18 protein-coding genes and 1 pseudogene are annotated in these 13,104 nt (G+C 56.4%); 7 read left to right on the top strand and 12 right to left on the bottom strand.

Going from position 1 to position 13,104, the window contains the following annotated elements:
- A pseudogene (locus ACREAY_RS05425) lies at positions 1–204 on the bottom strand (putative hydroxymethylpyrimidine transporter CytX); the annotation flags it as partial.
- 114 nt (positions 205–318) lie between these two features.
- On the opposite strand from ACREAY_RS05425, the gene ACREAY_RS05420 reads away from it, so the two are divergent.
- Both ACREAY_RS05420 and thiD read left to right on the top strand, forming a co-directional pair.
- Complete coding sequence (locus tag ACREAY_RS05420; protein ID WP_431754744.1) at positions 319–453, top strand: hypothetical protein; 135 nt, start codon at positions 319–321, stop codon at positions 451–453.
- Between the two features lie 39 nt (positions 454–492).
- Positions 493–1,824: a bifunctional hydroxymethylpyrimidine kinase/phosphomethylpyrimidine kinase gene (gene thiD / locus ACREAY_RS05415; protein ID WP_431754743.1), complete on the top strand. Its 1,332-nt coding sequence runs from the start codon at positions 493–495 to the stop codon at positions 1,822–1,824.
- Here the strand turns inward: thiD and ACREAY_RS05410 are convergent.
- Positions 1,821–2,246, bottom strand: coding sequence for a DoxX family protein (locus tag ACREAY_RS05410; RefSeq protein WP_431754742.1), 426 nt, complete (start codon positions 2,244–2,246; stop codon positions 1,821–1,823). The genes thiD and ACREAY_RS05410 overlap by 4 nt on opposite strands.
- Positions 2,247–2,344: 98 nt before the next feature.
- On the opposite strand from ACREAY_RS05410, the gene ACREAY_RS05405 reads away from it, so the two are divergent.
- Together ACREAY_RS05405 and ACREAY_RS05400 are read left to right on the top strand one after the other, a co-directional pair.
- The gene (locus tag ACREAY_RS05405) at positions 2,345–3,052 is read left to right on the top strand and encodes a nucleotidyltransferase family protein (RefSeq protein WP_431754741.1); all 708 of its coding nucleotides are present in this window, start codon (positions 2,345–2,347) and stop codon (positions 3,050–3,052) included.
- Entirely contained in the window at positions 3,052–4,302 is a 1,251-nt protein-coding gene (locus ACREAY_RS05400; protein WP_431754740.1) for a putative sugar nucleotidyl transferase, read from the top strand. The genes ACREAY_RS05405 and ACREAY_RS05400 overlap by 1 nt, the downstream gene beginning before the upstream one ends.
- Here the strand turns inward: ACREAY_RS05400 and ACREAY_RS05395 are convergent.
- From ACREAY_RS05395 to ACREAY_RS05370, 6 genes are all read right to left on the bottom strand, one after another.
- Positions 4,299–5,234, bottom strand: coding sequence for a magnesium transporter CorA family protein (locus tag ACREAY_RS05395; RefSeq protein WP_431754739.1), 936 nt, complete (start codon positions 5,232–5,234; stop codon positions 4,299–4,301). The genes ACREAY_RS05400 and ACREAY_RS05395 overlap by 4 nt on opposite strands.
- A gap of 77 nt (positions 5,235–5,311) precedes the next feature.
- The gene (locus ACREAY_RS05390; RefSeq protein WP_431754738.1) at positions 5,312–5,866 is read right to left on the bottom strand and encodes a hypothetical protein; all 555 of its coding nucleotides are present in this window, start codon (positions 5,864–5,866) and stop codon (positions 5,312–5,314) included.
- Positions 5,867–5,907: 41 nt separating this feature from the next.
- Positions 5,908–7,347 carry a UDP-N-acetyl glucosamine 2-epimerase gene (locus ACREAY_RS05385; RefSeq protein ID WP_431754745.1) on the bottom strand — a complete coding sequence of 480 codons (1,440 nt, stop codon included), beginning with the start codon at positions 7,345–7,347 and terminating at the stop codon, positions 5,908–5,910.
- Between the two features lie 5 nt (positions 7,348–7,352).
- Positions 7,353–7,802: a hypothetical protein gene (locus ACREAY_RS05380; protein WP_431754737.1), complete on the bottom strand. Its 450-nt coding sequence runs from the start codon at positions 7,800–7,802 to the stop codon at positions 7,353–7,355.
- A 39-nt stretch (positions 7,803–7,841) separates the two neighbouring features.
- Positions 7,842–8,867, bottom strand: coding sequence for a galactose-1-phosphate uridylyltransferase (locus ACREAY_RS05375; protein ID WP_431754736.1), 1,026 nt, complete (start codon positions 8,865–8,867; stop codon positions 7,842–7,844).
- Between the two features lie 51 nt (positions 8,868–8,918).
- Positions 8,919–9,062 (bottom strand): hypothetical protein, encoded by a 144-nt coding sequence (locus ACREAY_RS05370; protein ID WP_431754735.1) that lies wholly within the window; start codon positions 9,060–9,062, stop codon positions 8,919–8,921.
- 64 nt (positions 9,063–9,126) lie between these two features.
- Between ACREAY_RS05370 and ACREAY_RS05365 the strand changes: the two genes are divergently transcribed.
- The 3 genes from ACREAY_RS05365 to ACREAY_RS05355 are packed head-to-tail and all read left to right on the top strand — an operon-like array spanning position 9,127 to position 10,903.
- On the top strand, positions 9,127–9,432 hold the full coding sequence (locus ACREAY_RS05365; protein WP_431754734.1) for a hypothetical protein: 306 nt from the start codon (positions 9,127–9,129) through the stop codon (positions 9,430–9,432).
- Between the two features lie 25 nt (positions 9,433–9,457).
- Positions 9,458–10,738, top strand: a complete 1,281-nt coding sequence (locus ACREAY_RS05360; protein WP_431754733.1) for an alkaline phosphatase family protein — start codon at positions 9,458–9,460, stop codon at positions 10,736–10,738.
- A gap of 15 nt (positions 10,739–10,753) precedes the next feature.
- The gene (locus ACREAY_RS05355; RefSeq protein WP_431754732.1) at positions 10,754–10,903 is read left to right on the top strand and encodes a hypothetical protein; all 150 of its coding nucleotides are present in this window, start codon (positions 10,754–10,756) and stop codon (positions 10,901–10,903) included.
- Here the strand turns inward: ACREAY_RS05355 and ACREAY_RS05350 are convergent.
- The 4 genes from ACREAY_RS05350 to ACREAY_RS05335 all read right to left on the bottom strand — a co-directional run bounded on the left by ACREAY_RS05350 (position 10,890) and on the right by ACREAY_RS05335 (position 12,893).
- A complete protein-coding gene (locus ACREAY_RS05350) occupies positions 10,890–11,078 on the bottom strand; it encodes a hypothetical protein (protein ID WP_431754731.1) in 189 nt (62 codons plus the stop codon). The two genes, ACREAY_RS05355 and ACREAY_RS05350, sit on opposite strands and share 14 nt — an antisense overlap.
- A gap of 93 nt (positions 11,079–11,171) precedes the next feature.
- The gene (locus ACREAY_RS05345; RefSeq protein ID WP_431754730.1) at positions 11,172–12,176 is read right to left on the bottom strand and encodes a transcription initiation factor IIB; all 1,005 of its coding nucleotides are present in this window, start codon (positions 12,174–12,176) and stop codon (positions 11,172–11,174) included.
- Positions 12,173–12,505 carry an H/ACA ribonucleoprotein complex subunit GAR1 gene (locus ACREAY_RS05340; protein ID WP_431754729.1) on the bottom strand — a complete coding sequence of 111 codons (333 nt, stop codon included), beginning with the start codon at positions 12,503–12,505 and terminating at the stop codon, positions 12,173–12,175. Before ACREAY_RS05340 ends, ACREAY_RS05345 begins: the two co-directional genes overlap by 4 nt.
- 67 nt (positions 12,506–12,572) lie before the next feature.
- Complete coding sequence (locus ACREAY_RS05335) at positions 12,573–12,893, bottom strand: signal recognition particle subunit SRP19/SEC65 family protein (protein WP_431754728.1); 321 nt, start codon at positions 12,891–12,893, stop codon at positions 12,573–12,575.
- Positions 12,894–13,104: the final 211 nt, after the last annotated feature.

Raw genomic sequence — 13,104 nt, 5'->3', positions numbered from 1 at the left:
CAGGAGCGCCCCTCCTACAGAGCCCGCTATTATCGCAAGGGTAGCGTCAAAAAAGCTGGCGTCTGACAGGAGCGAACCTGCCGACAGCACTAGCAGCCCAACGCCGAGGCTCGACCAGAGGATAAAATAGTGAAAGCCGCCCAGGGTGCGCTTGTTTTCCGGCACCGGCGCTATGCCCCATTCAGGGCTCTTTATTATTGCCACTTGCACTCTTGCTGCAACAGGGCATTAATATTCTGTCAGGTATGCGCGGAAATTAGCTAGCGTGTCTAAATTAGCTTGCACTGCAGATTAACCGACATTTTGAAAAAACCTGTCATGCAGGCAGCCCAGGACGCGGACGAGCGCTTTGTGTTTTGCGAAACGCACAGCAGGCGCTGCAAGTTCTCGGCAGGCAGCAGCAAGTGCCCGTGCTGCGGCAAGCGCGTCTGCCTCTGCAATTACGTCCTGTAATCGATAGGCTGATTAAGTCTTCTCGTGCATCCGGCTGCATTGAAGGTAGCACTGTCTGTTGCGGGGAGCGACTCGGGCGCAGGAGCGGGCATCCAGGCAGACCTCAAGACGTTCTCCGCGCTCGGCGTCTATGGCTGTACAGCCATAACTGCCATCACGGCCCAGAACACGAAAAAGGTCGCCGAGATTCTCGCCATCGCGCCAGAGATGGTCAAGGCGCAGATAGCGTCAGTGATGGCAGATTCGCCTCCGGACGCGGTAAAGGTAGGCATGGTCTACAGCAACGACATCATTGACGCGGTGGCAGGGTCGCTCAGGGGCAGGATGCCGGTGGTGCTTGACCCGATACTTGTCGCTGGCACGGGCGCAAAACTCTTGCGCGACGACGCGCTGGAACGCTTTATTTCAAGGCTGATGCCCCGGTGCTCCCTCCTGACGCCAAACAGGATGGAGGCCGAGAAACTGTCAGGCGTCAGGATCAAGGGCGAGGCCGGGGCCATAGAGGCTGCCGAAAGGTTAAGGTCGCTTGGCGCCAAGAACGTGATAGTAAAGGGGGGCCACTTTGGCAAGGCGACTGTCACGGATTTTTTGCTTGATGGCAAGGGCAGATTAACAAAAATTGCCAACCCGCGCATAGACATCGAGGAGAGCCACGGATCGGGCTGCAACTTTTCGTCGGCGGCCACCGCGTACCTTGCCAGGGGCATCCCGCTTGAAGAGGCGTGCAGGATGGCCAACGAATACGTGCACGTCGCTATTAAAAACGCGGTCAGGGTCGGCAAGGGGCTCCCGGTGACAAACCCGCTGTCGTCTATCTACAGAGACGCGATGCGCTATGGCACGATAACAGAGCTGCAGCAGGCCCTGGACAGGCTTGCGACAATCAAGGACTTTTACAGGCTGATACCGGAGACGCAGACAAACCTCGTCTATGCGCTGCCGGACGCCGAGAGCTACAAAGACGTCGCAGGCGTCAGGGGCAGGATAGTGAGGGCAGGCGAGGCGGCAGTCCCGGTGTCAAGGGCAGAGTTTGGGGCGTCGAGGCACATGGCCTCTGCAATACTTGCGTACAAGAGCGCAAGGCCAGCATATAGGTCGGTAATCAACATAAGGCTCGACCCGCAGGTGCTTGAAATTTGCAGGTCGCTTTTTCAGGTGTCAAGCTATGATAGGAGCAAGGAACCAATGGGTATCAAGGAAAAAGAAGGCTCGACCATAGCGTGGGGGACAAAGAGCGCGCTTGCGCGCAAGCCGGAGGCAGATGTCATTTACCACCAGGGCGACGTCAGCAAGGAGCCCATGATAACCCTGTTTGGCAAGAGCCCCGGCGACGTGCTTGACAGGGTGGAAAAAATCCTGAAAAGGAGCTAGCGCGCAGGCGCCGCGGCCACTTTTTTCCCGGGCCAGATCTCGCGCTTTATCACGTCCCACTCGATTGACACCCTTCCAGGGCCGGTCAGCACCAGGCTGATGGCTATGGACATCAGGAGAAGCTCTAGCTCGTAGCCGCCGACAAAGCCCCTCGACGCCTTTACTATTATCGTGACAAGGACCATCTCTATGGCAAGCAGTGTCGAAGCTACCCGGGTCATAAAGCCGGCCAGCAGGAACGCCCCGCCCACCACTTCAAGCACGCCTATCGGCAAAGCAAGTTCGCGCGGTATCCCGACGCTTGAGAAAAAGCCAGCAGTGCCGGCCGGGTTGGCAAATTTCGGCAGGCCGTGCGCGATAAAGGCCGCCCCGGCCAGAATCCTTATCGGCAGGGGGCCGAAAGTCGCTAGCTTTGTATTCATGCAGCCCATATCGCAGCTGGACTATAAGAATAATACTTAGAGACTCTCTGTAACCGCGGAGTTTTACCTTAAATACCAGAGAGCGTGAGAGGCAAAGTATGAAGGCAGTCATCCTTGCTGGCGGGCTTGGAACCCGGCTCCAGCCTTACACGTTTTTCATCCCAAAGCCGATGCTGCCGCTTGGCAACAAGCCGCTGCTTGAATACACGATAGAGTGGCTCAAAAACGCCGGCGGGCTGAAAGAGATCGTTATCTGCGTCAGCTACCTCCACAGGACCATCGAGGATTACTTTGAGGACGGCGCGAGGTTCGGGGTAAAGATAGAATATGCCAGGTCAGACAGGCCGCTTGCCACCGCGGGCCAGCTAAAGACGGCAGAGCGCCAGCTGCAGGGCGACACGTTTGTGTGCGTCTACGGCGACTCGGTCTATGAATTCAACCTGCGCAAGATGCTAAAGATGCACAAAGAGTCCAGGGCGTTCGTGTCGATGGCCCTCATGCCCTACACTACCAGGCTAAAGTACGGATTCATCGACACAAAAGAAAGCGACGTCACAGCGTGGCGGGAGAAGCCCGAGATCTCGGGGCTCATCAACATCGGTTGCTATGCGATGGAGCCGGAATTCCTGAAAGGCATCCCGAACTCGGGCTCGTTTGGCATGGACGACGCCGTGCGAAAGGCCCTTGGCGACAAAAAGACTGTCAAGGCATTCGAGGTCGACTCGAACAGCTTTATCGACATCGGCGACAAAAAGTCGTACCTTGACGCCTACAAGCAGTTTGCAAGCAGGCTGGGCAAGATATAATGCAGGTGGCGCTCTTTGAGGACCACCACTGGCGCAACCTGCTTCCGATGACGCTAACACGGGCGACGTTTGACGTCAAGGTGGGCGCAAGGACCTACTTTGACGAATACGCGCACGCCGGCAAAGAGCCGGCTTGCCTGCTTGTCAGGGACTACCTTGAAAAAGTCACGGCCGAGAGGCACGGCTGCAAGGTAAACCAGGCGTCAATTGATTCGGGCACCATATTCGTAAACGGCCTCGTGCACCCTGCAACCATTGACTTTGCCCGCCTTGAAAGCATAACCCACACCTTTGCGATAACGCACAGGGGCAGGGTACTCGTCGCGAGGCTTGCGAAAAAGGCGGCAGAATATCTTGCCAGGTGCGTCGAGGCAGGAAAGCAGGTGGACTTGAAGAAACTAGGCGCAGAAAAATCGACAGAGCTGAAAGGCGAGGCGGAAGGCGTCATTTCAGACATCTGGGACATTGTCAGGCTCCTCGAAAACTCGCTGGCAGTGCAGTGCGCGGCGCAGGAGAGCAGCAGCCTGAACGCGACAGTCATCGGGACTGCAAGCGTGGTGGCAGAGGGCGCAGAAATCGAAGAAGGCGTCGTGCTTGACGCCCGGCGCGGGCCGATATACATCGGCCCCGGCGCGTCGATAGCGCCAAGCAGGATAGTTGGTCCGGCCTACATCGGCCCGGAGGCGCAGGTCAAGCAGTTTTCAATCATCGAATCGTCCTGCGTCGGGCGCAACTGCAGGGTCGCAGGCGAGATAGAGCATTCGATAATCTCGGATTATTCAAACAAGGCGCACGCGGGCTTTGTCGGCCACTCGTACGTCGGCGAGTGGGTCAACATGGGCGCCATGACCACCACGTCGGACCTAAAGATGACGTACGGCGACATCAAGATCGGCGTAAACGGCAAAAAGGTACAAACCGGCCTCAACAAGATAGGCTCGTTCTTTGGCGACATGTGCAAGACGTCGATAGGGACGCTGGCCTACAGCGGCGGGCGCATCGGCGCCTGCTCCCACCTGCACGGCCTTGTCGCCGGCGATGTGCCCGCCTTTACGATATACGGCAAGAGCGTGGGCGCCCGAAACGTCGAGCTTGAACTGGCGTCTGCGATAGAGACCCAGAGAAAGGTGATGCCAAGGCGCGGCCAGTCCATGAGCAAGGCGTACGAGCAGATGATAAAAGACGCGTTTTTGATGACTGCCGCCGACAGGAAAAGTGCCGGCGTGCGCAAGGCGAAATTTGCGCTCTAGATCCAATGGAGCCTGCGAAAGTAAAAGACCATCGCCATCGCCGCCAGGGCCGACCCTATCACGATGACGATAAAGGTAGTGTAGCGGCCCAGAAACTGCATCGAGCCTTGCTCGCCTATCATCGGTATGTCGACGTTCATGCCGTACAGCGAGCTGAGGATAGTGACGGGCATGGAGAGCGTAAAGATTATCGTCAAGACCGCGAGTATCTTGTTTGACTTGTCGGCGCCGTGCATAAAGTCGGTGTCCTTGTAGATCTCGATGGTCTCCTTTGACTCGTCCAGCGTCGCGATGGCCTTGTCGATGTGATCATTTACGTCGTCAAAATACAGCGCCAGGTCCTCTTCAGAAAAATGCGGGATGTCCCGGCTGGCGAGTTCGGTGAGCGTCCTGCGCAGCGGCACCGTTATCCTCCTCAGCGACGTTATCTCTCTGCGCAGGTACGAGATCTCTTTTGCCGCGTCTATCTTTTCGTCAAACACCACGTCTTCGATGTCGTCGATGTTGCCGACTATTTTCCTTACCAGGTTGAGAAGGTCGTCAGTGAGAGCATCGACTATGCTGTGAAAGATATAGCCTGCAGACTTGCCCATGAGATCCATCCGGGCCTTTTCGTCCTGTGCGCATTTCTGAAAAATATCTGCCACCGGCTTCAAGTCTCCCTGGTGCACGGTCACCAGGTAGTTGCTCCCCATAAACGCCGCAAGCTGGCTGGATTTTGGTATCCGCTCCCGCTCGACTATTGGAAAGTGCAGGATGACAAAAACATGGTCATCGTACCTGTCAATCTTGGGGATCTGGATCTTTGAGAGGCAGGCTTCGATGTTCAGTTCGTGGAACGAAAACTGAGGAACAAGCTGCTCCAGGTCGTCCCTGCCGGGCTTTGCAATGTCTATCCACCGAAAGCCGTTATTTGCAACCTCCTGAAGCATTAAAGCCTCAACGGCAGAGACAGAATTAAACTTAAGGTTAGTGGCCGCGCGCCTTTTCCAAAGGGCTTGGAGAGGGGCTACTCCTCCCCCAGCTTTTCTACCGGCTCGCCCGTAGGCAGCGGGGCGTCCCTGTCCACCTTGTACTGGAATATATCCTTGTAATCCATCCCAAGGATCACGTTTCTGCCCGCCGCGACTATCTTTGACTTGGGCACGTCAAACCTCCACTCATAGTGGCCCCAGACTACGATCTTGTCGTCAGTCTCTTTCATGACGTGCCCCACGTGCTCTTCGTCCTGCGTCCTCACTCCCTTGTTGAAAAGCGACTTTGGGTACTGCCTTTCATAGCTCGCAAGGTCCACGTTCCCTGGCAGCGTCCAGGGATCCGCCACGGTCTTGCCCGTGGGCAACGGCTCTGCCCTGCTCACCTTGTATTTTCGCACTATCTCGTGAAACGGCAGGTCTATCAGCACGTTGCCGCTGGTAAATTTGATTTCTGACTTTGGAATATCATACCTATCGTCTCCGCCGCCAAACACGACTATCTTGTCGTCAGTCTCCCTTACAACATGCCCAACGTGCGGCGCGTCGAGGGCCTTTACGCCTTTGTTAAAATATTTGCCGGATGCCACCCTCATATTGAGGCAAACGGAATATTTATCCTTGCCCTTTCTTACATGTAGCTGATGCCCCGGTCCTCTTTCCAGAGGCCGAGCCTCTGGTGGAGCCAGGGGTAAAAGTTGGCGTCGCCATTCTCAAACTCTTTTTTGACGATCCGGATTATTTTCTTTGAAACCTGCCCAGGCCGGCCATAGATCTGCTTTTTCCTGCGCAGCTGCAGGCCAAGGCCCTCGCTTCCATCGTGCGCCTTTTTGACCATCGACGTTATCCACGACGGGTTGAGCGGAGGCACCAGTATGTTGCTCCTTGCGTCAAAGACAGTCTCGGGCCTGTCCGTGTTGAGCCTTACCGTGAGGGACGCGACCTTTGGGAAATAGAGGAGCTCTTCTTGCATCGAGCCCGAGTCGGTCATCTCGGCCCAGCAGCGGCCGCTGTCCAGGAACTCTATGACATGGGCGTACTCTTTCCAGAGCGGAGTCATGAGGAACTTGTCCTCGTGGTCCTCGGCCAGCCTCTCCAGTTTTGACTCGAGGTCGTACTGCTTTAGCGCGGACGTTGTAGCGTTGAGCATCACGAGCACCACCTTTTTGTCGGTGTTTTCCACAAGGTCGACGAGGCCTCCAATGATTGAGGTAAAGCGTCGCTCCGTCAGGTTCTCGCGCCTGTGTATGTCCATCCTTATCCACTCGCCCTTTTCAAGCTGGGGATAGATGTCAAAGACGCTGCGCGCCGGCTTTTCCCTGCGCTTTTGGTAGATGGCGTCGACGACAGAGTTGCCGACGACATGCACAAACTCTTCAGGGTAGCCCTCGCGCACCAAGTTGTCCTTGTTAAGCTGCGTCGGGGCGAAAAAGAACTGGGTGCCTGCAGAGCATATCCACGTGTCTATCTGCTCGGGAAAGGGCTCTTCCCTTGCCAGGAACCACTTGCCAAAGAGCTGGCTGTGGATATAGTTCTCGACGGTCTTTTTTGAAGGGTCTTTTTCGGCGCGCATGCGCTTCATTACCTCGGGGCTCATGGACCGCAGGCCGGCCTCGTTCTGCCCCACCTTTTGCCCCATTCCAAAGACCCAGGCAAGGGGGGCGATGCCTGCGACAAGCGTGTCGCCGTGCACTATCGGCAGCATGGGGCTGGCCATCTTTTTGCCGCAGTGGCGGCCAAAGTATCCAAACTTTAGTATCAGCTCGCTTGCCTTTTCCATCAGGTCGCCCCGGATCTGGAGGTTGCACCCCACGAACTTGTCAAGGTGGAACTCTTTGATGCCAAAGCCGAGCAGGTCGTCAAAGTGCTGGCCGGTGTTTATGACAAATGCAGGTACGCCTTCCTTTGCCGCCTCGATGACAAGGGGAGCCTGCTTGTAAAAGTCCGGCTTTGTCCCGGTGACTACCGCAAGAACGGGGCTTCTCTGCTCTTTTGCCTGCTCAAAGACAGAGTCGAGGCTCCCCGATATCTTGATCGGGAGCATCTCCTTTGATACCTTGATCTCTTGCACGCCGGTCAACGGAGATCATCCAGGTGACCTGGCGCCCTCACCTTTGCCGCCCTGGCGGCGAGGTAGCCTCCGAGGCCCGCGACTGCGGCGCCGGCGACTGCAAATATGTACGGGACGACGCTGATGCCGCCGACTGTATACTGCGCGGGGATGCGCGGGAGCAGGCCGAGTGCCGCCAGCATGCCTGCTATCATTATCGCTCCTGCCCCCACCAGCAAAAGGCCCGCCGGCCTGTTGCCGGTAGTCCGGAGGAGCACAAACACAAAGATGGCGAGGATTATCGAGGGTGCGGCGGATATCGACACCTGCTGTATGAGCAGGCCGCCGGGGTCGGTGACCCGGTTAGGCCCTTCGCCTTCCGGACCGATGAGAAAGTTGTAGAGCGAAAGGATGAGGGCGACAAACATTATGGACAGCCCAAACGACGCCAACGAGACCCATGTCTCTAGCTTCATCGCTGCTTATCTCCAGGGGTTGGTAATTAAATCGTTAGGTTAAGTGATGCCTACAAGGCCGGCGAGCTCTTTGCGGCACGCAGAGCCGAGGACCTCGGCGGCCTTTTCCGGCCTCACGTTGTTGACATAGACCCCAAAGCCCCTCTCAAGGCCGGACCACGCCGACATCTGGGGATAGACTTCGATGTGCCAGTGGATCTGCCGACTGTTCTTTTTCTCCGGCGACAGGTGGAACACGAGGTTAAACGGCGCGTCCTTTAGCGCCTTTGACATGCCTCCAAGCGTCGCCCTCAGCATAAGGGCAAGGTCGCTGATCTCTTTTTGCGTTATCTTGGAAAACGACGTGACGTGCCTCTTTGGGTATATCCAGTACTCGTAGGAGTACGTGGGCGCCCAAGGGCAGATGGAGAGAAAGCTGTCCGTGGCCAGTATCTGCCGAGGCCCGCTCGACTCTACCGAAATCATGTTGCAGGCAGGACATTTACCGTTTTCGTTCATGAACCTGTGAAAGCCCTCGGCCTCTAGCTCTATGGTGGGCGGTATTGAGGAAAATGTCACCATGTCAAGGTGCGGGTGGACGACCTTGGAGCCTGCGCTCTGGCCGCTGTTGACGTATATCGAGACATAAGTGACGCCTTTTTGCGTGTAGAGCCACCTTACGCGGTCCTGAATGACGACAAGCACGTTGCTCCACTGCTCGACAGACATCTGGGGCAGGGTCTGCTTGTGGTCCGGCGTCGCGACAACGACCTGGTGGTAGCCATAGGCCGGCTCGCTGTAAAGTGGCTTTTCACTATAGCTTGCTGCCGCCGCTGTAGTGACGACGGGTGCCTTGCTGTCAAAGACCCTGACAGACCAGTCCTCGACGACGCTGTCCTCGCTATCGGACAATCGCTGAAGCATGCCGTCCTGCACGACAAGTGCCAGAAGCGCGGGCGGAGTCAATGACTCGTTGCCGGGGCAGTAGGGGCACTTGTCTGGCTTTTCTTCGGCGTCAGGGACAGAAGAAGAGCTGGGAACAAGAACGAATTTGTCTAGAACATAGTCTTTCCTAAGATCCCGCACGAGCCCTCAAAAAAGCGTGGGTTCGCTTTTAATTAAAGGTTCTGCACCGCGTCAGCCCCCGATCGAAAACTCAAAAGACCTTATGCAGTGCGCGCAGATGTAGTGCCGGCCGTAGCGCACGGTGCCATAGTCTTGGGTCTTTTTGCCCTCGCCGTCGACGACCACCCGCTCGCAGAACTTGCAGCGCTGCTCCATGGCAACATTGCGCCTTGCGCGGTATTAAGAGCAACGCTTTTGGCTGCCGGCTACAACCAAGGCCGTGCTTGACAGCGACATGATACAACTGGTGCGGGCCGCGATTGAAAACGACCTGAAGGCGCCAAGGGTGCCAAAAGAGCGCGTGCCAAAACTTAAAAAGGTGTGGAAGTGTGGCGGCGCCCATGACTTTTTGTACGGCCAGAGGGCGGGATACTATGCAGGCCTTGCAGAGGGCATGATGCTTGACCGGCACGGGCGCCAGCTGACGGAAGGCGAGTCAGAAGAGGTGTTTGAAGTCCTCCAGCCGTACCTGGCCAGGCTACGCAGGTATTTCGCCTACTACAGGCCGGCCTACACGAAAAAATAAATGGATGAGGAACGCTTGCGCCTCTATGAGAAAAGACGACGTTAGGATTGTCTACGTCTTGCTTGACGGTGTCGGCGACCTCCCCCACCCCGCGCTCAACGACCTGACGCCGCTTGAAGCGGCCTATACCCCCAACCTCGACGCGCTTGCAAGGAACGGCGCGATGGGCAGGGTGATAAGCGTCGGCAGGGGCATCGCGCCACAGTCAGACATTGCAGTTTTCAACATGCTCGGTTACAGCTTCAAGGACGGAAGTTACGTCGGCAGGGGCGTCATCGAGTCGATAGGATGCAACATTGACTTTCGCGACGGCGACCTTGCGCTCAGGGGCAACTTTTCAACTGTCGACGACAAGATGAGGATAACCGACAGGCGCGCCGGCAGGATAATCAGCATTGAAGAAGCAAGAGCAGTCCGCAAGACTCTGAGCGACAACATCAGGTTCAGCGACCCCGACGCGTCGGTCGCGCTGGAGCCGACAGTCGCCCACCGCGTCGTCATACGCTTCCGCCACGCCAAGATGAAGCTGTCAGACAAGATAACAAACACCGATCCTGCCTACGACAAGGTCGAAGGCATGGGCATAGCCAAGGCGACCACCGGCGACATGTACATCCAGAAGTCAGAGGCGCAGGAGGACACGAAAGAGGCGCGGACGGCCGCACAGATGCTCAACGAGTTCACAGAGCAGGTGGTGAAACTGCTAAAGGACCATCCTGTCAACAGGGCGAGGGAGGCTGCAGGCAGGAAGGCAATGAACGCCATCCTTGCCCGCGATTCTGGCAACAGGCTCCCGGCAGTCGAGCCCATCGACAAGAGGCACGGCATCTCTATAGGCTGCATAGTAGAGATGCCTGTCGAGGTCGGCATCTCAAAGGTGCTCGGCATGAAGATGTACGAGGCAGGCACGCTGGACGACTATGAGTTGAAGGCGACGGTCGCGGCAAAGGGCCTCTCCAAGGTAAACGCAGTATACGTCCATATCAAGGGTCCCGACGAGTTTGGGCACGACGGCGACGCCAAGGGCAAGAAAAAGAACCTCGAAGACATTGATAGGCGCTTTTTCGGCACGCTGATGAAAGAGCTGGAAGGGATCAAAAATCCCACCATAGTCGTTTCAGGTGACCATTCCACCCCGTGCATCAAAAAGGCGCACAGCGACGACCCGGTGCCCCTGCTGATTTCCGGCGACAGGGTCGGCCAGGACGGCAGCGCGCGCTTTACTGAAGGCTATGGTAAGAAAGGCAGCCTCGGCCTCCTGATGGGGGCCGATGTGCTTTCGACCGCGATAGGCATGGTGCGCTAGGTGCACCCCTGGCTCTTGCTTGCATTTGCAATCCTGCCGGAAGGCAGCGTCAGGAACGAGGCTTACTTTTTCATCCTCGTGGCAATCCTAGCGGCACTTGTTGGGGTGGCGATGTACCTAAGGCATAAAAGAAACAAAGAGCCGGACGGGCCTACACAGGCATGAGCATGTAGAGACCCGACATTACGCTCAGCGCGGTCCCGACCAGCGACGCAGTCCGGGATATCCCCTCTGTTTGCGGGTGGACTGTGTGGATGGAACGGTCGTTTTCCTTCTGGCAGGCCGAGCACTTCCACAGTATCGCCTCGTTGCACGAGGGGCAATATTCTGCAGCAGTCATCTCGCTACCGCAAGCTCTACAAAGCAATACTAAATCATCGAAAGACTTGTTATTAAAAAGTTACGTAGCTCGGCATTTGCAGAAAAAGGAAAGTCAGGCAAAGCCGGGCCGCACTGGCTGCTTTACCGTGACTGTCAGCTTGAAGCTGGTGAGTATGTCCTTGCACCTGTTGCGTATCGTCACCTCTGTAACTCCGGAGAGGCTGGACACGTCGCGCTGCAGGATGTTGATGCCGAGGAATATCGACGCGATATAGATGTACGCGGCCGCAAGCCCGTTGGGCGCCTTGCCGTCTGCAAGCATGTGGTCGTTTGTCCTGTGCGCGATGTCGATTGCCAACCTCTCGACCTTGGTGTCTATCTTGGCCATGTTTGACAGCTTTGATATGTAGTGGTCTATCGCCATTGCGACCGGCATGTGCTGCTGCAGCGCCTCTGCCGGCTTTTCCTGCGCGGTAAACGATCCCATCTCCATCACCATCATGCGATAGTATTTCGACGCAAGTTTCGCGCTCGACCTGTCCTGCGCAGTCACGCCCGTCGCGGCGACTATCTCGTCAAGCGAACGCACCACCTGGCATTTTTTGCATGCAAGGTAGATGGTGGCAGCCGCCATGCAGGCTATGGACTTGCCCTTGGCCTCCTGCTTGCTCTCATAGTTGCGGTAGAGCATCGCGGCAGTCTCGACCAGCAGCTTGGGCAGCGACATTGCTGCGCATGTCTCGTTTATCTTTGTCAGGACGTTGGAGAGCCTGCGCTCCGGGGCCGACGTTATCCTGCTCCTCAAGTGCCACTTGCGAATGTTGTACATCTGCTCGGCCATCTGGGAGTCGATTGACTTGCCGGCATAGTCCTTGGTGCCAAAGGCAATCTCGGTCCGGAGGCCATAGTCGTGGAGGGCAAAACTCGTCGAGCCGGACGCCCTCGTGTTCTTTGACTTTTCCTCAAAGTCAGTGGCGTTTGACTCGCGGCCAAAGTCGCACATGCCATCCATGACGACAAACCCGCATTTCTCGCATATCGACTCGCCTTTAGAATAATCCTGCACGAGGCTGGAGCTGCATTCTGGGCATTGCGTGCAATACTCGTTTGCGGTCACCTGCGCCGCCTCCCCTTTTCCTGCTGCTTCGGGCGCGGCGGCCTCGCCTGCCCGCCGGCAAACACCTTGGCGCCTGCCAGCCGCGCGGTCCGGTCTGTCATCGGAATGACAGAGGCGTACGGCGCGCTCACCGGCCCCAACAGCTCCACTATCTTGCCAACCCGCCTGCCTGCTGCGTCCACAAGCAGTTCTCCCGGCTTTATGCCGGCGCCCTGCGCGTTTAGTTTAACGATTAGCCTACCACTCTTTGCCAGATGCATGATTTCCCCTATCTCCCCCAATTCCGCATCCAGCAAAAGCTTGTTCTTGCTATCATAAGCTTCTGTCAAATTTGTTAAGTTTGTTTATGAACAATATTGGTTCGGCCGCGGATAAATCCATGCAAGCGCGACTGCGCTATTTTTTCCCCGATTTCTGGCGCGCCCTCTTTTGGAGAAGCTTTTCGGCGACCATGCCTATCGCCTTTGATTTTTTCACGCCCTCTTTTTTTGCTATCATGACGTACCCCGACTTGACAAATGACCGGCGGGGAAAGCGTGCGTGGTCGTTGACCGCGTCGTCTGCCACGTCAAAGCCGGCGGCCTTGGTCGCCTCGACGAGCTCAGTCACAGTCGGGTCAAAGACCGCCCGCTCTCGCTTGACTTTGCGCCCCTGGCGGACCTTCAGGTTCTTGTTGAAATAGTCGAGCCAGAGGATGACGTGGTCATAGTCCTTCAAGCAACATGCATAGACCACCAAGCTCTTTATATTCTAAAACAAGTGGCAGACGAGGAGCCCTTGCATATAGTACCATGATGCAATTTCTCAACAAGCAACCACGTACAGGACAGAAAATTTATACGTCAAATGGCGTTGTATGGAGACGAACGTAAAATAGTATCTTATCTTAGACAATTTTTTTATAGAGGAATAATTCACACGAGTGTGC

The organism is Nitrososphaera sp., assembly GCF_050748925.1.
Taxonomy (GTDB): Archaea; Thermoproteota; Nitrososphaeria; order Nitrososphaerales; family Nitrososphaeraceae; genus Nitrososphaera.
This window is presented reverse-complemented; position numbering and strand designations above follow the sequence as displayed.